The 19,102-nt window shown below is 70.9% G+C and carries 15 protein-coding genes; 3 read left to right on the top strand and 12 right to left on the bottom strand.

Annotation, left to right across the window (positions count from 1 at the left end; translation table 11 throughout):
- Positions 1–4 precede the first annotated feature (4 nt).
- The 5 genes from ACVN9Z_RS22750 to imuA all read right to left on the bottom strand — a co-directional run bounded on the left by ACVN9Z_RS22750 (position 5) and on the right by imuA (position 7,203).
- Positions 5–1,033: a MerR family transcriptional regulator gene (locus ACVN9Z_RS22750; protein ID WP_458212669.1), complete on the bottom strand. Its 1,029-nt coding sequence runs from the start codon at positions 1,031–1,033 to the stop codon at positions 5–7.
- Positions 1,034–1,335: 302 nt separating this feature from the next.
- Positions 1,336–1,716, bottom strand: coding sequence for an I78 family peptidase inhibitor (locus ACVN9Z_RS22745; RefSeq protein ID WP_458212668.1), 381 nt, complete (start codon positions 1,714–1,716; stop codon positions 1,336–1,338).
- Between the two features lie 154 nt (positions 1,717–1,870).
- The gene (locus tag ACVN9Z_RS22740; RefSeq protein WP_346507754.1) at positions 1,871–5,098 is read right to left on the bottom strand and encodes an error-prone DNA polymerase; all 3,228 of its coding nucleotides are present in this window, start codon (positions 5,096–5,098) and stop codon (positions 1,871–1,873) included.
- Between the two features lie 7 nt (positions 5,099–5,105).
- The gene (locus ACVN9Z_RS22735; protein ID WP_458212667.1) at positions 5,106–6,575 is read right to left on the bottom strand and encodes a Y-family DNA polymerase; all 1,470 of its coding nucleotides are present in this window, start codon (positions 6,573–6,575) and stop codon (positions 5,106–5,108) included.
- Positions 6,505–7,203, bottom strand: a complete 699-nt coding sequence (gene imuA, locus ACVN9Z_RS22730) for a translesion DNA synthesis-associated protein ImuA (protein WP_047990928.1) — start codon at positions 7,201–7,203, stop codon at positions 6,505–6,507. The genes ACVN9Z_RS22735 and imuA overlap by 71 nt, the downstream gene beginning before the upstream one ends.
- A 324-nt stretch (positions 7,204–7,527) precedes the next feature.
- Here imuA and ACVN9Z_RS22725 point away from each other — a divergent pair, with 324 nt between their 5' ends.
- The gene (locus ACVN9Z_RS22725; protein WP_054496951.1) at positions 7,528–8,580 is read left to right on the top strand and encodes a methyl-accepting chemotaxis protein; all 1,053 of its coding nucleotides are present in this window, start codon (positions 7,528–7,530) and stop codon (positions 8,578–8,580) included.
- 65 nt (positions 8,581–8,645) lie between these two features.
- On the opposite strand, the gene ACVN9Z_RS22720 is transcribed toward ACVN9Z_RS22725, so the two are convergent.
- A complete protein-coding gene (locus ACVN9Z_RS22720) occupies positions 8,646–10,187 on the bottom strand; it encodes an amino acid permease (RefSeq protein ID WP_054472303.1) in 1,542 nt (513 codons plus the stop codon).
- A 161-nt stretch (positions 10,188–10,348) separates the two neighbouring features.
- Between ACVN9Z_RS22720 and ypfH the strand changes: the two genes are divergently transcribed.
- On the top strand, positions 10,349–11,068 hold the full coding sequence (gene ypfH, locus ACVN9Z_RS22715; protein WP_006385000.1) for an esterase: 720 nt from the start codon (positions 10,349–10,351) through the stop codon (positions 11,066–11,068).
- Between the two features lie 10 nt (positions 11,069–11,078).
- Entirely contained in the window at positions 11,079–11,885 is an 807-nt protein-coding gene (locus tag ACVN9Z_RS22710) for an IclR family transcriptional regulator (RefSeq protein WP_020927921.1), read from the top strand.
- A gap of 30 nt (positions 11,886–11,915) precedes the next feature.
- Here ACVN9Z_RS22710 and ACVN9Z_RS22705 read toward each other — a convergent pair whose 3' ends face one another.
- The 6 genes from ACVN9Z_RS22705 to ACVN9Z_RS22680 form a co-directional block, all read right to left on the bottom strand.
- A complete protein-coding gene (locus ACVN9Z_RS22705; RefSeq protein ID WP_458212666.1) occupies positions 11,916–12,710 on the bottom strand; it encodes an SDR family NAD(P)-dependent oxidoreductase in 795 nt (264 codons plus the stop codon).
- Between the two features lies 1 nt (position 12,711).
- Positions 12,712–13,689 carry a Bug family tripartite tricarboxylate transporter substrate binding protein gene (locus tag ACVN9Z_RS22700; protein WP_458212665.1) on the bottom strand — a complete coding sequence of 326 codons (978 nt, stop codon included), beginning with the start codon at positions 13,687–13,689 and terminating at the stop codon, positions 12,712–12,714.
- 43 nt (positions 13,690–13,732) lie between these two features.
- Positions 13,733–15,466, bottom strand: a complete 1,734-nt coding sequence (locus ACVN9Z_RS22695; protein WP_458212664.1) for a thiamine pyrophosphate-binding protein — start codon at positions 15,464–15,466, stop codon at positions 13,733–13,735.
- The gene (locus ACVN9Z_RS22690) at positions 15,450–16,313 is read right to left on the bottom strand and encodes a hypothetical protein (RefSeq protein ID WP_458212663.1); all 864 of its coding nucleotides are present in this window, start codon (positions 16,311–16,313) and stop codon (positions 15,450–15,452) included. Before ACVN9Z_RS22690 ends, ACVN9Z_RS22695 begins: the two co-directional genes overlap by 17 nt.
- A gap of 389 nt (positions 16,314–16,702) precedes the next feature.
- On the bottom strand, positions 16,703–18,124 hold the full coding sequence (locus ACVN9Z_RS22685) for an efflux transporter outer membrane subunit (RefSeq protein WP_458212662.1): 1,422 nt from the start codon (positions 18,122–18,124) through the stop codon (positions 16,703–16,705).
- 55 nt (positions 18,125–18,179) lie between these two features.
- Positions 18,180–19,100 (bottom strand): efflux RND transporter periplasmic adaptor subunit, encoded by a 921-nt coding sequence (locus tag ACVN9Z_RS22680; protein ID WP_024069026.1) that lies wholly within the window; start codon positions 19,098–19,100, stop codon positions 18,180–18,182.
- Positions 19,101–19,102: the final 2 nt, after the last annotated feature.

Raw genomic sequence — 19,102 nt, 5'->3', positions numbered from 1 at the left:
CCGCTTAGCGCGCCGCCGTCAATGCGCCTATCGCCTGGCGCATGAAAGCCAGCGTGGCGTCATCGGCCCAGGTGCCGGCGGTCAGTTCGGGCTCGGTCATCAGGGCGTGGCGGAATTTCGCGTGGGTCGCGGGGTCGTTGCCGGCGTAGCTGCAAAACAGTTCCAGCCATTGCCGCGCGAGTTCGCGGCCGGCGGCCGAGTCGGGGGCCTGCCCGGCATCGATCGCGTCGCGCACCCGCGCCATCAGGGCCGGCCATTCGCCGGCGCGGTCGTGATAATGCGCCCGCATGAACCGGGCCTCGTCCGGCGTCAGGTGTTTTTCGTAGAGCCGCAGCTTGCTTTCGGAGAACGCCCGCACGATGTAGTCGCGCATGGCCGGCGAGATACCGATGTGTTCCTGCATGGCCGGTTCCCGTTCGTGCATCTGGTTCAGCTTCACGAGCAGGCGCGGATCGCCGTTGGTATCGCGCAGCAGCAGCGTCATCCAGCGCAGGGCCAGCGCCTGCGAACGCGGGTCCTCGGGCGGGGCGCCGTCGTCCATCTGCCGGCGCACGTCGGCGATCAGCGCAAGCCAGCCGGCGTCGTCGTTCGGGCCTCGGCGGTACATGGGCAGACGCGCCAGTTCTTCCTGGGAGAAATATTTGTCGTACATGTTCATCAGTTCCAGAGTGGTCAGCCAATCGGCCAGTTCCGGCTCCGTTCCCATCGCCAACTGGCCTTGCAACTGCGCGAGGCGTTCGCGCAGCCGGGTGGCGTGTTGGATCTGGCTGTCGAGCATCGCGATCTGTCTGGCGATGATCTCGTCCAGCGGCGTGCCGGGCTGGTCCAGGTAGGCGCCGATCTCGGCCAGCGGCAATCCGAAGCGACGCAATGCCTGGATCTGGTGCAGTCGGGCGATGTCGTCGCGGCCGTAGAGCCGGTAGCCGTTGTCGGCGCGCGCCGAAGGCGTCAGCAGGCCGATCGCGTGATAGTGGTGCAGCGTGCGGACGGTCAGTCCGCTGCGCTTGGCCAGTTCTCCTACTTTCAGTCGCATGGGGTTCCTTCGTTGATGGCGCAGGCCGAACTTTTGGGCATGACGTTACGTAAGGGTCAAGCGTTGGTGGAACGATTTGTGGATCGGGCGTCGAGGGAGGCGGTCGCGGCAGGGAGATTGTTGCGCGCCAGCGCTGGCCGTCGGGCCGGCCGATCGTTCTCTGGGGGATGGATGTCCGCGGGCGGGGGGGGGGCGGCCGCGGGGAGGATTCCATGGACGACGCGGGCCGCCGCGCCGTCTGGAAAAAGCGGGCGCGGGGCGGGTGTGCCCGTTGCGCCCGTCGTGTCGTGAATGCCGGGATTTCAGCCGCAGCGGATCGCCGTCATCACGTCCTTGTCGTCGACGATCAGGTTCAGGCGGGTGTCGTCGTATTCCATGGTGACCAACTGGCCCGGACGCAGGATGCGGGCGGTGGCGGCGCCGCTGCGGGTGCGCAGGTCTTCCAGGACGGACTGGGTGGCTTTCTGGCCGATCTGGGATTGCAGCGGGGCGGCGTCGCAGGTCTTGCGGGCGCCGGCCTGGGTGGAGGGCGATCCGTACGACGCGCCGGAGGAGCTGTCGGACGTGGCGGGCGAGCTGGCGGAACTGGAGGCGGCGGATGAGGATGAGGAACGCGGGGCTCCGGTGTTGGCGCAGGCGCTCAGCGTGGCTACCAGCAGAACGGGAATCAGCTTGCGGATCATGATCACTCCTGAAAAAGAAAACGTTTCCACGGCGCGGCCGGCGCGGGGGCGGGCGGGCGGCGCGGAAAATCCATCATAGACCAGCCGCCCGCGCGGCGCTTGGCCGTGGCGTCCGGTCGATTCCCGGAGCGTCGCCGGCCGCCGCGCACTGCCGTCAGTGGAAATTGCGGCTGGGCATGCTCAAACCGCCCAGCAATTCGGACAGGTCCACCAGCCGCTGCGCGATCAGGTGACGCACGCCATCCACGCTCTGCCAGGTGCCGTAGACGCCCAGCAGGGTGGAACCGAGCAGTTCGCGGCGCTGGCGCTCGATCAGTTCGGGGCGCACCACCACGTTGACCGGGCCGGTTTCGTCTTCGAGGGTGACGAAGATCACGCCCTTGGAGGTCTGCGGCCGCTGGCGCACGGTGACGATGCCGCAGGCGCGGGCCACGCGCTTGTCGGGGTAGCCGTTGAGCGCGCTGGCGGGCTGGAAATTGCGCGCCGCCAGCTGCGGCCGCAAGAGTTCGACGGGGTGGCGCCGCAGGGTCAGGCCGACGCTGCGGTAGTCGGCCGCCACGGTCTGGCTCTCGGTGGGCGCGGCCAGTTGCGGCATCTCGGTTTCGTGGATGGCGGCGTCGCGCAGCAGGTCGCGGCTGTGGACGCTGGCGGCGGCCTCCCAACTGGCCTGGCGGCGGTGGCCGGCCAGGGTGCGCAGGGCGTCGCCGGCAGCCAGCGCGTTCAGGTCGTGGCGGGTCAGGGCGGCGCGGCGGGCCAGGTCGCCGGTGCTGGTGAAGGGCGCGTCGGCGCGGGCCGCCTCGATGCGGCGGGCGCTGTCTTGGTGCAGGCCCTGGATCAGGCTCAGGCCCAGGCGCACGGCGGGGCGGATTTCGTCCGGCGGGGGGGCGTGGGGGTGGGATCGGCGCGGCGGGGCGCCGGCGGGGGCGGTTTCCAGCGCCGCGTCCCAGCCGCTGACGGTCACGTCCACCGGCAGCACCCGCACGCCGTGGCGGCGCGCGTCCTGCACCAGTTGCGCCGGGGCGTAGAAGCCCATGGGCTGGGAATTGAGCAGCGCGGCCAGGAAGGCCTCGGGCTCGTGGCGCTTGAGCCAGGAGCTGGCGTAGGCCAGCAGCGCGAAGCTGGCGGCGTGGCTTTCGGGGAAGCCGTATTCGCCGAAGCCTTCGATCTGGCGGAACAGCGCCTCGGCGAATTCCAGCGTGTAGTTGTGGGCCAGCAGGCCGCCGACCAGCTTGGCGCGGTATTTGTCGACGCCGCCCTTGCGCTTCCAGGCGGCCATGGAGCGCCGCAACTGGTCGGCCTCGCCCGGAGAGAAGCCGGCCGCGACCACCGCGATCTGCATCACCTGTTCCTGGAAGATGGGCACGCCCATGGTGCGGCTGAGCACGCCTTTCACCTTGTCGCTGGGATAGTCGATGTCTTCCTTGCCCTGGCGGCGGCGCAGGTAGGGATGCACCATGCCGCCCTGGATCGGGCCGGGCCGCACGATGGCCACCTGCACCACCAGGTCGTAGTACTTGCGCGGCCGCAGGCGCGGCAGCATGGTCATCTGGGCGCGCGATTCGATCTGGAACACGCCGATGGTGTCGGCATCGCAGATCATGTCGTAGGTGGGGTCGTCGCCTTCGGGAATGTCCTGCAGCCGCAGCGGCTGGCCGCGGCGCTGGCCGGCCAGTTCCAGGGTGCGGCGCAGCGCCGACAGCATGCCCAGGGCCAGCACGTCGACCTTGAGCAGATTGAGCGCGTCCAGGTCGTCCTTGTCCCACTGCACCACGCTGCGGTCGGCCATGGCGGCGTTTTCGATCGGCACCAGCCGCGACAGCTTGCCGCGCGAGATGACGAAGCCGCCCGGGTGCTGCGACAGGTGGCGCGGAAAGCCCATCAGGGTCTGGGCCAGCGCGGCCCATTGCCGCGCCACCTGCGATTCCGGATCGAGCCCGCAGGCGCCCAGCGTGCGCAGCATTTCCTTCTTGCCGTCCCACCACTGGTGGGCGCGCGCCACGGCGTCGATCACGCCCGGGTCCACGCCCAGCGCGCGGCCGGTGTCGCGCAGCACGCTGCGCGGCCGGTACGAGATCACCACGGCGGTCAGGGCGGCGCGCTGGCGGCCGTACTTGTCGTAGATGTACTGGATCACGTCCTCGCGCCGCTGGTGTTCGAAGTCGACGTCGATGTCGGGCGGCTCGTTGCGTTCCTTGCTGATGAAGCGTTCGAACAGGTTGTTGCCGCGGCGCGGATCGACCTCGGTGATGCCCAGGCAGTAGCACACGACCGAGTTGGCGGCCGAACCGCGGCCCTGGCACAGGATGCCGTGGCGGCGGGCGTACTGCACGATGTCGTAGACCGTGAGGAAGTAGGCCTCGTAGTGCAGGTCGGCGATCAGCGCCAGTTCCTTTTCGATCTGTTCGCTGACGTAGTCCGGCGTCCCGTCCGGAAAGCGCCGCGCGGCGCCGGCCAGGGTTTCCTGGCGCAGGTAGGTGGCGGGGGTGTGGCCGCGCGGGATGATCTCGTCGGGGTATTCGTAGCGCAGCTCGTCCAGCGAGAAGGCGCAGCGCCGCGCCACCACCAGGGTCTGCGCCAGCGCTTCGGGCGGATACAGGTTGGCCAGCCGCATGCGGGTGCGCAGGTGCTGTTCGGCGTTGCCCGACAGCGCGTAGCCGCATTGCGACACGCACTGGTGGGTGCGGATGCCGGTCAGGGTGTCGTGCAGCGGCTTGCGCGAGCGCACGTGCATCTGCACCTGGCCCAGGGCCACCACCGGCAGCTCGGCGGCGCGGGCGGCGTGGTCGACGGCGGCGCGGTGCAGGTCGTCGCGCGAGCGGTACAGCAGGGTCAGGCCGACCCAGGCGCGGCGCGGGAAGGTGGCGGCCAGCCAGCGCGCCTGCTGCGCCATGCGGTCGGGGTCGTCGCCGTAGGTGGGCGACAGGATCGCCAGGCATTCGGGCAGGTGACGCAGGTGTTCGTAGCCCGGCGGCGGGGCGGTGAAGTCCTCGGGCGCCAGCCGGTATTCGCCCTTGGGGGCGCGGGTGCGGGCCAGGGTGATGAGCTCGGACAGGTTGCCGTAGCCCTCGCGGGTCTGCGCCAGCAAGGTCAGGTCCAGTGGCGCGGCCTCGGGGCCGGCGCGCAGCCGGAAGGTGGCGCCGATGATGAGCGGCAGCTTCTGGGTCTTGGCTTCCATGTGGGCGCGCACCACGCCGGCCAGGCTGCATTCGTCGGTGATGGCCAGGGCGGCGTAGCCCAGTTCGGCGGCGCGGGCGGCCAGTTCCTCGGGGTGCGAGGCGCCCTGCAGGAACGAGAAGTTCGACTGGCATTGCAGTTCGGCGTAGCCGGGCAGTCCGACAGGCGGACCGGGGGCGTCGTCATGCGGATCGTCGGGCGCTTGCATGGCGGAGTCAGGCGTACAGCCCGTGCAGGCGCCAGCGCGCGTGCTCGTCGTCGCGCTCGCGGTAGATCCAGTAGCGCGCGCCGGCGGCGTCCTCGGCCACGAAGTAGTCGCGCACGGTCAGGGCCGGGTCCCACCAGCCGCTTTCGATGCGTTCGGGGCCGCGCATCAGCCGCAGCGCCTGGCCGGCGTATTGCGGCCGGTGGCCGGCGAGTTTGAGCGGCAGCGGCGGGTCCAGCAGCCAGAAGGGGCGGTCCAGGGGTTCGGGGAGCGGTTCGGGGCGCGGTGGCGGTTCCAGCGCGTCGCCCCAGGCATTGGCGGCTTCGGGCCGGTGGTCGGGGATGGGGCAGGCGTGGCGCACCTGGTCGCGGCCCAGCCGCGCGGTCAGCAGGTCCAGCAGGCGGGCGTGGTCGGCGGCGGTGCCGCCGGGTTCGGGGAACAGCGTGGTGCTGGCGGCGGGCTGTTCGGTGGTGTCGGGCGCCAGCAGCGTCACCGCGATCACCGGCGCTTCGAGCGTCAGGCGGCCGAGCTTTTCGCGCAGCAGGTTGAGGATCTGCGGCGCCTGCCACACGGGCTGCGCCAGCGCCAGTTCCAGGTCGGTGGGCGGGCGCGCATGGCGGCCGCGTTCGTGGTCCAGGCGCAGCAGCACGCGCCGCACCGCCAGTTGCCGCGCCGCCAGCCAGCCGCCCAGTTGCTCGGCCAGGCGCCGCGCCACGGCCAGCACCGCGTCGGTGTGCTCGAGGTATTCCATCAGTTCGATGCGGCGCTCGAAGCGCGGCGGCGGCTCGATCCAGCGATGCAGTTCGGGCGACTGGCCATAGGCCGCGTCCAGCGCTTGCAGCAGGTCGGGCGCGCTGCGCCGTTGCAGGCCGGCGCGCGGCAGGGCGCGCAGGTCGGCCAGGGTGTGGCAGCCGATGTCGTTGAGCCAGTCCAGGCGCGGTCGGGCCTGGGGCAGCAGGGCCACGGGCAGGGCGTCGAGCCGGCGCGCCAGGGTGCGCGGGGTGAGCACCCGGCGCGACGGCCGGCGTCCGCCGCGGTGCGCCAGCAGCCAGGCGCCGGCGGCGGTGGGCGCCATGCCCAGCGACACGCGCAGGTCCAGCGCGGCCAGCGTGGCGGCCACGCGCCGGTGCAGCGCGCGCGGCCCGCGAAAGAACAGCAGGCTGGCGCCGACGTTGAGCAGCACGGTGTCGTCGCCCGCCAGCGCGACCTCGGGGGTGTATTGCAGCAGCGCCAGCGCCGCGCCTTGCAGGGCGTCGGCCTCGGCCAGCGGGTCGCGCGCCAGCAGTTCGACCTCGGGCGCGATGGCGGCCGCGCCGCCGCGGCGCATGCCCGGGCGCACCCCGGCCTGGCGCGCGGCGGGCGTGAGGGCGGCGACGCGTTCCTGGTCGAGGACCGCGTAGGCCTGCGCCTCAAGCGGCCAGTGCGGGCGCAGGGCGTCCAGCGGCAGGCAGCGCAGGCAGGCGGCGATCCAGAGGCGCATGGCGGGTGGGCGCCAGGACGCCGGGCTCCAGGCCCACGTACAGCGGGGCCTCGCAGACCGGTCCGCGGCGCTTGAGGATATGGACGGACAACCCGCCCGGCGCGGGCGCGAGCGCCAGGCGCAAGGGGGCGGGGGTGGCGTGCTGCGCGGCGCTGGCCGGGCGCAGGGCGACGAACAGCAGGTCGCTGGCCTGGGCCGCCAGGTGCAGCCGGCGCAGCGATTCGGGGCGCACGTGCGGCAGCCAGCAAAGCAGGGCGCCGCAGCTGCCGTTTTTCAGGATCTGCTCGGCGGCCCAGAGGGCGTCCAGGGGTTTTTCGGGGGCGACCCAGAGCAACTGGCGCGGATCGAGCCGCCAGCTCATCCAGCTGGCGATGTGCGGCGCGTGGGGCGGCTGCACCAGGGCGATGGGGCGGCGCGTTTCCAGTTGCGCCAGGGCCGGGCGCAGCAGGCGGATTTCGCCGATGCCGGGTTGCGGGGCCAGCAGCTCGATCAGCGAGCCCAGCGGCCAGCCGCCGTCCGGCAGCTCGGCCGACAGGGTGGGGTGGCCGGTGGGCAGGCTGCGGGCGGCGCCGCGCGCCAACTGGGTGGCGCGCCACAACGCGGGATGGATCTGTTCTGGCGACGGCATGGCGGGCGGGCGACCCGGTTTTCCTGGGTGAAGACTCGGTGGGCGGCGGACGGCCGGGCGGAGGACGCCTGGCCGGAATCGCTTATTGCTGTATGAATATACAGTATTTTACCTGACCCGGAAGGCACCGGATGTATCAGTCGCTTGCACCGTATTGGTGCGCGCCGCAAGGCCCGCTTCGAGGCGCGATGCGCCGTCGTCACCCCCGCCCCGCCCATGGAAGGGGCTGGTCATTAACCCATGCACGACTTGGCACGCTTCCTGCTTGTGTCCCCATGTCACCGTCTCCTCACGCAACAACGTCCAACAAAAGGAGTGCTGAACATGGCCCATCAACCGGAAAGAATCGTCGAACTGTCGCGCCGCGTCGAGCGCATTTCGAACGAGAAGATCGAGAGCATCGTCGATATCAACCAGCAGGCCAAATACCTGTCGCTGAACGCGCGCATCGAGGCCGCGCGCTCGGGCGAGGCGGGGCGCGGGTTCGCGGTGGTGGCCAACCAGGTGCAGTACGTGTCCGAGCAGATCACCGGCATCGCCGACGCGCTCAAGGAGGAGCTGGCCGGTTCCATCGCCGACCTGATCCGCATCGGCGAAAACACCCTGCACGAGATCCGCGGCTACGAGGGCCGCCGCCTGGGCGACCTGGCGCTGAACATGATCGAGACCATGGACCGCAACCTGTACGAGCGTTCCTGCGACGTGCGCTGGTGGGCGACCGATTCGTCGGTGGTGCGGGCCTTGCAGGAACCCGGCGCCGACAGCGCGCGCCACGCCAGCGGGCGGCTGGGCGTGATCCTGGACAGCTACACGGTCTACCTGGACCTGTGGGTGGCCGACGCGCAGGGCCGGGTGGTGGCCAATGGCCGCCCGGACCGCTATCCGCAGGCGCGCGGCGCCAATGTCAGCCATGCCGAGTGGTTCCGGCGCGGGATGGCCGCGGCCGACGGCGGCGAGTACGTGGCCATGGATATCGACAGCGAGCGCCTGCTGGACGGCGCCCACGTCGCCACCTACGCCACCGCGATCCGGCGCGACGCCGACAAGCACGGCGAGCCGCTGGGCGTGCTGGGGGTGTTCTTCGACTGGAGCCAGCAGGCCGCCAGCATTGTCAAGTCGGTGGGGCTGTCGGAAGAGGAATGGGCGCGCACCCGCTGCCTGCTGGTCGACAGCCGCCAGCGCGTCATCGCGGCCTCGGACGGCGCGGTGTCGCTGAAAGAGCGCTACGTGCTGCGCCACGACGAGCGGCCGCGCGGCTACTACGAAAACGCCGATCGCGGCCTGGTGGGGTTCGCGCTGACGCCGGGCTATGAAACCTATGCCGGCCTGGGCTGGTACGGCGTCATCACGCAGCGTCCGCGCGACAGCTTCCAATAGGCGGCGGCGCGGGCCGGGCGGCGTCCGGGCGCGTGGCCCAGGATGCCTCCCGGCCCGCACGCGGCTCAGGTCCGCGCGGCCCGGCCGGCGGCTACCGGTTCGTCCTGCGGCACGCCCGCCGCGCGGTCGGCCTCGAAGCCGTAGAACTGCATGTCCTGGTAGCGGATCCAGCGCGACTTCTTCACCAGCCGGTGGCCGATCCAGAACGCCAGGAACAAAGGGATCGCCAGGTAGGTCGAGACCACGCCGATCCAGTCGATGCGCTCGTCCAGGAAGGCCTGGTAGTTCTGGCCCAGCGTGACCAGCAGGCACAGCACGAAGGCCAGCAGCGGGCCGAACGGGAACAGGCCGGCCTTGTAGGGCAGGTTGGCGGTGTCGTAGCCGTGCTTCACGTAGCCCTGGCGGAAGCGGTAGTGGCTGACCGCGATGCTGAGCCAGACGATGAACTCGGTCATGCCGGCGAAGTTCAGCAGCCAGATATAGACCGCCTTGGGGCTGTAGACCACGCTGAACATGCACAGGCAGGCCAGCGCGGTGGTGGCCAGCAGCGCGTACAGCGGCACGCCGTTGCCGGTCAGGCGCTTGAACACGGCCGGGGCCTGGCCCTCGACCGCCATGTTGAACAGCATCCGCGTGGCCGCGTACATGCCCGAATTGCCGGCCGACAGCACCGAGGTCAGGATCACCGCGTTCATGATGGTGGCCGCCGACAGCAGCCCGGCGTGCTGGAACACCAGCGTGAAGGGGCTGACGGCGATGTCCTCGACCTCGTTGCGCAACAGCTGCGGGTCGGTATAGGGAATCAGCAGGCCGATGATCAGGATCGCCAGCACGTAGAACAGCAGGATGCGCCAGAACACATGGTTGATGGCGCGCGGCACGTTGCGGCGCGGGTTCTCGGATTCGCCGGCGGCCACGCCCACCAGTTCGGTGCCCTGGAACGAATAGGCCACCACCATGGCCACCCCGACCCAGGTGGCGACGTTGCCGACGAACGGCGCCTCGCCCACGGTCCAGTTGCGCAGGCCGACCGGCGCGTCGCTGTGGATGATGCCCACCAGCATGGCCAGGCCCAGCACGATGAAGCACAGCACCGCCACCACCTTGATGATGGCGAACCAGTATTCGGCCTCGCCGAAGCTGCGCGCCGAGAAGGCGTTCAGGCCGAAGGTCAGCGCCAGGAAGGCGACGCTCCAGATCCAGCCGGGGGTATCGGGGAACCAGTACGCCATCACCAGTTGGGCGGCCACCACGTCCACCGCCACCACCGTGGCCCAGCTGAGCCAGAAGTTCCAGCCTAGCGCGAAGCCGAAGCCGCCGTCCACGTAGCGCGAGGCGTAGGTGCAGAACGAACCCGACACAGGCATGAAGGTGGCCAGTTCGCCCAGGCTGGTCATGATGAAATAGACCATCAGGCCGATCAGCAGGTAGACCGTGAGCGCGCCGCCCGGGCCGGCCTGGGCGATGGCCGCGCCCGAGGCGATGAACAGGCCCGTGCCGATGGCGCCGCCCAGGGCGATCATGGTCAGGTGGCGCGCCTTGAGCACGCGGTGCAACTGGTTCTTGCCGGCCGGCGGGGTTCCCGAGTCTGTCGTCGGTGTTTTCATGGAATGCACAGGTTGATGCAAAGCCCCGCGCCGACCGCGAACGCCCCTGAGCGCCTTGTGGACACCGGGGGCAGGAGCCGGCCCGGGGGGCGCTTTGCCTAGGATTGCGTATGACGGGCATTTTACAATGGCGCTATCCAGTGCCTGTCCGGAGCCGTAGCATGGCCACTTCTTCCCCCGCGTCCCCCCACGAAATCGAATTCCTGCCCGAACCCGGCACCGAGGTGCGGCAGCTGTTCATCCTGCTGCATGGCGTGGGCGGCACGCCCGCCAACCTGGTGCCGCTGGCCGAGGCGGTGCGCGCCGCCTTTCCCGCGTCGGCGGTGCTGATTCCCGAGGGCTTCGAGCCCTTTGACGGCGGCGGCGCGGGCCGCCAGTGGTTCTCGGTGCGCGGCGTGTCCGAGGACAACCGGCCCGAGCGCGTGGCCCAGGCCCTGCCGCCGCTGGAGGCCTACGTGAAGGCGGCCCAGGCCCGCTTCGGCCTGTTGCAGTCCGACACCGCGCTGGCCGGTTTTTCGCAGGGCGCCATCATGGCGCTGGAACTGGTGCAGGCGCACGACGGCATGGCCGGCCGCGTGATCGCCTTTTCGGGCCGCTATGCGCAGCTGCCCAAGGCCGCGCCGCAGTACACCACGCTGCACCTGCTGCATGGCGCCGACGACCCGGTCATGCCGGTGGCCTTGATCCAGGCGGCGCAGGCGCGGCTGGACGAGCTGCACGGGGATTCCACCATCGACGTGGCCACGCACGTCGGCCACGAACTGCATCCGGCCCTGATCCAGCGCGCCATCGTGCGCCTGCAGACTTGCGTGCCGCTGCGCAGCTGGGAGGCGGCGCTGGGCCTGAACCAGTCGCCGCCCGATGGCACCACGCTGCATTGAAGGCGCGCCGGTGAGCCCCGCCAAATCCTCCGCCGCCGCGCGCGACGCCGATCCGGTCGGCGGCGCGCAGAGCATCTTCCGCGTGCTGCGCATCCTCAAGTACGTGGGGGCCGCGCCCGCGCGCGGCGTCGGCCTGACCGACGTGGCGCGCGACCTGGGCCTGACGCCGCCGACCGCGCACCGCATGCTGTCGGCCCTGCTGCAGGAGGGCTTCCTGGCGCTCAATCCCAAGCTCAAGACCTACAGCCTGGGGCGCGAGTCGTACATCCTGGGGCTGGCGGCCGAAAGCCGCCATGGCATCAAGGCGATCGCCGAATCGGCGGTGCTGCGGCTGGCGCAATCGACCGGCGACACCAGCTTCCTGTCGGTGCGTTCGGGCCACGAGGCGGTCTGCGTCGACCGCAAGACGGGCGATTTCCCCATCAAGATCCTGACGCTGGAGGTCGGCCACCGCCGCCCGCTGGGCGTGGGGGCGGGCAGCCTGGCGCTGCTGGCGTTCCTGCCCAATGACGATATCGAGCGGGTGCTGGCGCGCTACGACGCCTCGGCCGCGCCCGACCTGCCGTCCACCGCGATGCTGCGCGAGGACATCGCCGCGGCCCGCAAGAATGGCTATGCGCTGAACCCGGGGCGCATCATCCCGGACATGCTGGGGGTGGGCGTGCCGGTGTACGACCGCGAGCAGCATGTGGTGGCCGCGCTCAGCGTGGCCGCGATCCGCTCGCGGCTGTCGGGGGCGCGGTTGCAGGAAGTGGTCGCGGCGCTGCAACGCGCCGCCACGGAACTGGGCGCCGAACTGGCGCCGCGGCCGGCCTGACGCGCGGCGCCGGCCGGCCCGCTATGCCGGCTATCGCCCCGCGCAGGACTTGCCGCCGTCCACCGGCAGGCACACGCCGGTGATGTACTTCGCTTCGTCGCTCGCCAGGAACAGCGCCGCGTGCGCCACGTCCCAGGCGTCGCCCATGCGGCCCATCGGACTGGCGGCGTTGCGGCGCCGGCGCATTTCCTCCACGTCCTCGAACTGGCCGGCGATCTGGGTGTAGATCAGCGGCGTGTCCATCACGCCCGGCAGCACCGCGTTGACGCGGATGTTGTTGGGCGCATAGCGCACCGCCAGGGCGCGGGTCAGGTGATTCAAGCCGGCCTTGGCGGCGTAGTACGAGGTATACGGGTAGGTGTTGACCTGGATCGAGGCCAGCGACGAGATGTTGACGATGCTGCCGCCGCCCTGGGCCAGCATCACCGGCAGCACGTGCTTGCAGGTCAGGAACACGCCGGTCAGGTTGGTGTCCATGACGCGGTGCCAGCTCTCCTCGCTGGCTTCGATCGGGTCGCCCATCTCGGTGATGCCGACGTTGTTGTGCAGCACGTCGATGCGGCCGGCCTCGGCCAGGGTGGCCCGCACCGACGTCAGGATCTGCGCGCTGTCGGTCACGTCGGCCGCCAGCGCGGTGCAGCGGCCGCCTTCGTCCAGGATGATGCGGCGGGTTTCCTCGGCCGATTCCGCCCGCAGGTCCACCGCGAACACGTGGGCGCCTTCGCGGGCATAGAGCGCGGCGGCGGCGCGGCCGTTGCTCCAGCCCGGTCCGGACGAGCCCGCGCCGAACACCAGCGCGGTCTTGCCTTGCATGCGCTGGCCCATGTCAGTCCACCGAGATGTGCGCGAACTCGGCCACCTTCTTCCACTTGGCCACGTCTTCCTTGATCATCGCGGCGAAGGCTTCCGGCTTGTCGGCCACCACGTAGGCGCCCACGCCGGCGTACTTGGCCTGCACCTCGGGGTCGGCCAGCGCGCGGCGCGAGGCCTCGCCCAGCTTGGCCAGGATCGGCGCGGGCAGCCCGGCCGGCGCCAGCAGGCCGTTCCACATCTCCGCGTCGTAATCAGGCAGCCCGACTTCGGCGAAGGTGGGCACATTGGGCAGTTGCGGCAGGCGCTTGCGCGCGGCCACCACGATGGCGCGCAGGCTGCCGGACTGGATGTGCGCCATCGACGAGGCCGCCGTGTCCCACAGGATCGGCACCTGGCCGGCGATGACGTCATTGAGCGCCGGGCCGGTGCCGCGATACGGCACGTGCATCATGTCCAGCCCCGACAGCGATTTGTAGTATTCCATCGCCATGTGGGTGGCGCCGCCGTTGCCCGACGAGGCATACGAGTACTTGCCCGGCGCGCCCTTGATCAGCGCCACGAACGAGGCGTAGTCCTTGGCCGGGAAGTCCTTGTTGACCACGATCACGCCCGGCACGCGGATGATCTGCGTGACCGGGGTGAAGTCCTTGACCGCGTCATACGGCAGGTTCTTGTAGACCGCCGAGTTGGTGCCGTTGGTGCTGGAGGTGCCCAGCAGCAGCGTGTAGCCGTCGGCCGGCGCGCTGGCCACCGCGCGCGAGCCGACCGTGCCGCCGGCGCCGCCGCGGTTTTCCACCACCACGGGCTGGCCGATCTGCTTGCCCAGCGCCTCGGCGAAGATGCGGCCGACCACGTCGGAGGTGCCGCCGGGCGGGAAGGGCACGATCAGGCGGATCGGGCGGTCGGGGTAGTTGCTCTGGGCGCCGGCCGACGGCGCCAGCACGGTGGCCAGGGCGGCGGCCGCCACGGTCAGCCAGGTACGGATCTTCATGGGGTTGTCTCCTCGCTTGGAATGTCTGTGTTGTTATTCAGGCTCAGGCGATGCGGTCGCCCGGCTTGATCTTGGCGGCGCGGCTATCCACGCCGGGCAGCATGTGCGCGGGGTCGCGCGTGACCACCACGTCGAGCACGGTGGGGCGGTCCTTGCAGGCGTAGGCGGCGGCCAGCGCGGCGGGGATCTCGGCCGGGTCCTCCACCCGGATGCCGTTGCAGCCCAGCGCGCGCGCCACGTTGGCGTAGTTGGTCTCGGCCAGGTCGGACGACTGGTAGCTGCCGCTGCCGTACATCAGGTGCTGCAAGGCCTTGATATAGCCCGAGGCGGCATTGTTGACCACCACCAGGGTGAAGGCCAGGCCCATGCGCACGGCGGTCTCCAGCTCGCCCAGCGACATGTTGCAGCCGCCGTCGCCGGTCAGGCTGACCACCTGCCGGCCGGGGGCGGCGGCGGCCGCGCCGATGGCGCCGGGGATGCCGTAGCCGATCGACGCGAAGCCCCGGTCCGGCACGAAGCCGCGCCCGGCGCGCTTGGTGTCGAACAGCAGGCCGCCCCAGTGCGCGGCGAAGCCGCCGTCGGCCACCAGCACGCCGTCTGCGGGCAGGCTGGCGTTGATCTCGTGCATCAGGCGCGCCATGCCGATGGGCCGGTCGGCCGAGGTCAGCTTGGCGCGCACCGATTCGCGCCAGGTATGCATGGCCTGGCCGACTTCGGCGGCGTAGCCTTGCCGGCGGGCGCCGCCGTTATCGGGCAGGGCGGCCAGGGTCTGGTCCAGCTCGGCCAGCGTGGCGCGGGCGTCGCCCCACAGCCGCAGCGCCGGCGTGGTGGTGCGGTCGAATTCCTCGGCCACGATGTCCAGGTGGATGATGGGCGCGCCGGTGGCCAGCAGGTCGTAGCGGCGCGTGGCCACTTCGCCCAGCTTGCAGCCCACCACGAACAGGCAGTCGGACTTGGCGATCAGGTCGTTGGCGATGCGGCTGTAGCGGCCGAACAGGCCCGCGTTCAGCGGATCGTCGCAGGCGATGGCGCCCTTGCCGCTCATGGTGTGGGCCACCGGGATGTTGTAGCGCCGCGCGAAATCCTGCACCGCTTCGGCGGCCTCGCTGATGTGCACGCCGCCGCCGCACAGCATCAGCGGGCGGTCGGCGCCGGCCAGCATGGCGGCGGCCTGCGCCAGCGCGTCGGCATCCGGACGGCAGCGCAGCGCGGGCGCGCGGCGGTAGGTCTCGCTGGCGTGGAAGGCATCGGCGTCGAAGGCGTGGACTTCATGCGCGATGTCCTCGGGCACGTCCAGCACCACCGGCCCGGGCCGGCCGCTGGTGGCGACCGCGAAGGCGCGCCGCACCAGTTCGGGAATGCGCTCGATCTTCTCGACCCGCAGCACGTCCTTGACCACCGGGCGCAGCACTTCCAGCTGGCGCGCCTCCTGCGTCATGTTCTTCCACGAATGCATGCGGTGCGAGTCGCCCACCAGCGCCACCATGGCGGTGCCGGCGTTGTAGGCTTCGGCCAGGCCGGTGACCAGGTTGGTGGCGCCGGGGCCGAGCGTGGCGTCGCACACGGCGGGGCGGCCGCTGACCTTGGTGTAGGCGTCGGCGGCGAACACCGCGCAGCGTTCGTCGTTGATCAGGTTGTGGTTCAGCTTCAGGCGCCGCACCGCGTCGTAGAACGGCAGCAGCTGGAAGCCGCCCATGCCGAACATCAGGCCGACGTCATGCGCGGCGAACATGCGGGCGATGGCTTCGCCGCCGGTGATTTCAAGGGTTTCCGACATGCGGAGAATGCTCCAGGTGGGTTGCGCGCCCCGCCAGCAGGGCGTCGATGAAGGATTTCAGGGGAGAGCCGACGCGGCAGCCGAGTTCGCGGGCCTGGGTGTTGGCGCACGACACCACGCCGTCCTCGTAGCAGGAGCGGGCATCGCCGATGCGGGCGCTGTGGGCCGACACCGTCAGCGCCGCGATGCCGCGCTGCTGCAACAGGGGCAGGCGGCCGATGCCGGCGCTGTCCTTGCCGATGCCGGCGTCGTTGAAGGTCACCAGCCAGGGGCGGGGGCGCACGCCGTCGGTGGCCAGGCCGGCCAGCCGTTCGCCGTGCGAGGCGGTGACGGCGATCAGGCCGTCGTCGGCCGCTTCCAGCAGCGACACCGAATCGGCGCCGATCACCCGCGGCGCGCCGTCGGCGCCTGCGGCCAGGACCGTGCGCGTTTCGTGGCGCGGCGCCGGCCAGGTCGGCGCCATGTCGGCCCCGGCCAGCCGCTGCGCGGCCTGCGCCACGGCCATGCCGGGGCGGCAGCCAAGCGCGTAGGCCAGATCGTTGACGTGGCTGATGATGCCGTGGCGCGCCATGTCGGCGCCGTCGCCGATGCGGCAGCTGCGGTAGTCGGCGGTGGCGGCGGCCACGCCCCATTGCTGCAGTTCGTCCAGCCCGGCGATGCCGGCCCGCTGCCAACCGACGCCCGCGTCGTTCAGCACCACCGCGCGCACCCGGCCGCGGGCGGCGCAATAGGCCGCGTAGCTGCCGCCATGGGAGCCGGCGATCACCACGCGGCCGGCGTCTTCGGCGCGCAGCTTGGTGATGCTGTCCATGACGCGGGCAGGTTCGGTGTTGGTTTGTTCTTCCATATTATGGATATGTGCCTTGATTCCTGGAGGCGTCCCGGAATGCCTCGGGCGAATCGATCTGTCTTAGCTTGGATTGGAATAATGGTGTGAGACTGATTCTAAGAGGCCATGCGCGACGCCAACAATGCTATCTCCATATTGTGGAAACTATTTGGAGATGAGGTGGCCGGCATCACCCGGGACGCTGGCGCGCCGATGCGGGCTGGCACAAGGAGCGCGGCACGATCGCGCGTACCGGGCGCGGCGCGATCCATGCGAAAGAGGGAGGGGAAGGACGCGAGGTCCGCTGAAGCGGGCGCGTTTGGCCCGTTCGGGGTGGTCGGCGCCACGCGCCGGAGGGAAACACAAGGCGGGCGGCGACCTGGCCGCCCGGGTATGGCCCGCCGCGCCTACTTTTCCCAGCCGCCGCCCAGCGCCAGGAACACGGCGATCTGGTCGTTGCTGAGTTCGGCCTGGCCGGCGGCCAGCGCGCTTTCATTGCTGGCCAGCGTGCGCTCGGCGTCCAGCACCGTCAGGTAATCGGTCTTGCCGTACTGGAACAACTGGCGCGCCTGCGAGGCGGCCTGCGCCGCCTGGTCGCGCGCCGCTTGCAGCGCGGCCTGGCGATCGAGCTGGCGCGCATACACCACCAGCGCGCTCTCGGTTTCCCGCAGCGCGTTCAGCACCGAGGCGTCAAAGCGCGCCACGGCGGCCTTGGTGTTGGCCTCGGCCTCGGCGATGCGCGCCTGCACCGCGCCGGTGTTGGGCAGCGTCCACGAGATCAGCGGACCGACGCTCCAGCTGAAGGTGCCGCGGTCGCCGAACATGGCGGCCGGGCCGCCCGAGGCGCCCGACAGGCCCAGCGTGATCTTCGGATACAGGTCAGCCGTGGCCACGCCGATGCGCGCGGTGGCGGCGGCCAGCGCGCGTTCGGCCTGGCGGATGTCGGGACGGCGGCGCAGCAGCGCGGCGCCGTCGCCCACCGGAATGGTTTCGCTCAATTGCGGCGCGGCGGCGCATTGCAGCAGCGTGGTCGGAATCTCGGCGGGGGTCTGGCCGGTGAGCGCCGCCAGCCGGTACAGCGCGGTGCGCTGCTGCGCCTGGAACGGCGGCAGGCTGGCGCGCAATTGTTCCAACTGGCTGCGCGCGCGGGTTACGTCCAGCGCGGTGCCGCGGCCGGCGCGTTGCAGGCGGCTGACGGCGTCCAGCGATTCCTGCTGCACTTTCACCGAATGCTCGGCCGAGGCCAGTTGCATGCCGGCCGAACACAGGTTGGCGTAGGCGCGGGCGGTTTCGGCGGCCACCGTGACGCGGGTGGCGTCGTAGGCGGCCTGCGCCGCCTGCGCGTCGGCGCCGGCCGCTTCCACGGCGCGCCGGATCTGGCCGAACAGGTCCACCTGGTACGACATGCTGGCGCCGGCCGAGTATGACCAGCGGTTGGGCGGATCGATGCCGGGCGCCAGTTCCTGGATGCCGGAGACGTGGCCGAAGGTGGGCGAGGCGTTCACGCCCAGGCTGGGCTGCTGCTGCGCCTCGGTCTCGCGCACGGCGGCCTGGGCGCGTTCGAGGTTGGCGCTGGCCACGCGCAGGTCGGTGTTGGCCGCGAGGGCTTTCTCCACCAGGCCGTCCAGCACCGGATCGTTGTACAGCCGCCACCAGTGGCCGGGCACCTGGTCGCGCTGGAACACGCCCTCCCGCGCCTCGGCGAATGGCGCCTGCGCGCCTGGCCGGGCGGCGGCCGCGTCGGCGGGCACCTGGTAGTCAGGGCCCACGGCGGCGCAGCCGGCCAGCACGGCGGACAGCATCAGCGGCAGGAAGAATCTGGTGTTCATGGCGGTTACGGCTTGGCGTTGTCTAAGAGGTTGGCGGGTGGGTGAAAGTGCGCGCTCAAGAGGGCTGGCGCGCGTCGGTCCGCGTCTGCGCAGGCGCGGCGGCGGCGCCGACCGCGACGGTGGCGGTCTGGCCGGCCACCAGGCGCACGCCGGCGGGCACCTCGTCGATCTTCACGCGCACCGGGATGCGTTGCGCCAGGCGCACCCAGTTGAAGGTCGGGTTGACGTTGGGCAACAGGTTGGCGCCGGTGCTGCGGTCGCGGTCGGCGATGCCCAGCGCGATGCTCTCGACATGGCCGCGGATCTGGCGGTTGTCGCCCATCAGCGTGACGGTGGCCGGGTCGCCCTCGTGGATGCCGGGCAGCTTGGTTTCCTCGAAGTAGCCTTCGACGTAGAACGAGCTGGCATCGACCAGCGCCATCACGCCGCGGCCGGCGCTGGCGTACGAGCCGGCGCGCAGGTCGAGGTTGGTGACGCGGCCGTCGGTCACGGCCAGCACGCGGCTGCGTTCCAGGTTCAGGCGGGCGGTGTTCAATTGCACCTCGGCCTGGGCCAGCGCGGCCTCGGTCTGTTGCAACTTGGTCTGGCTCTGTTCCAGCGCCTCGGCGGCCACCAGCTGGCCCAGCGAGCGGTTGCGCTTGGCGTCGCGCAGCGCCTGTTCGCGCGCCACCTGTTGCGAACGGACGGAGGCCTGGGCCTGGTCGTAGGCCAGCTGGAAGCGGGCGCGGTCGATCTCGAACAGCACGTCGCCGGCCTTCACGTCCTGGTTGTCGTGCACCGGCACGGCGGTGACCAGTCCGGACACGTCGGGCGCCACCTGCACCACGTAGGCCTTGACGCGGCCATCGCGGGTCCAGGGTTCGACTTCATAGTGCACCCACAGTTGCCAGCCGGCGTAGACGGCGGCCGCGACCACGGCGGCGGTCAGCGCGAATTTGCCGATGGCGGCGGGGCGCAGGGCATTGGGAAGTTTCATAC

The sequence above is a fragment of the Achromobacter sp. KK8 genome (genome assembly GCF_054188005.1).
Note: the sequence above shows the minus strand (reverse complement) of the source record. Positions and strands in the feature narration are given on the sequence as shown.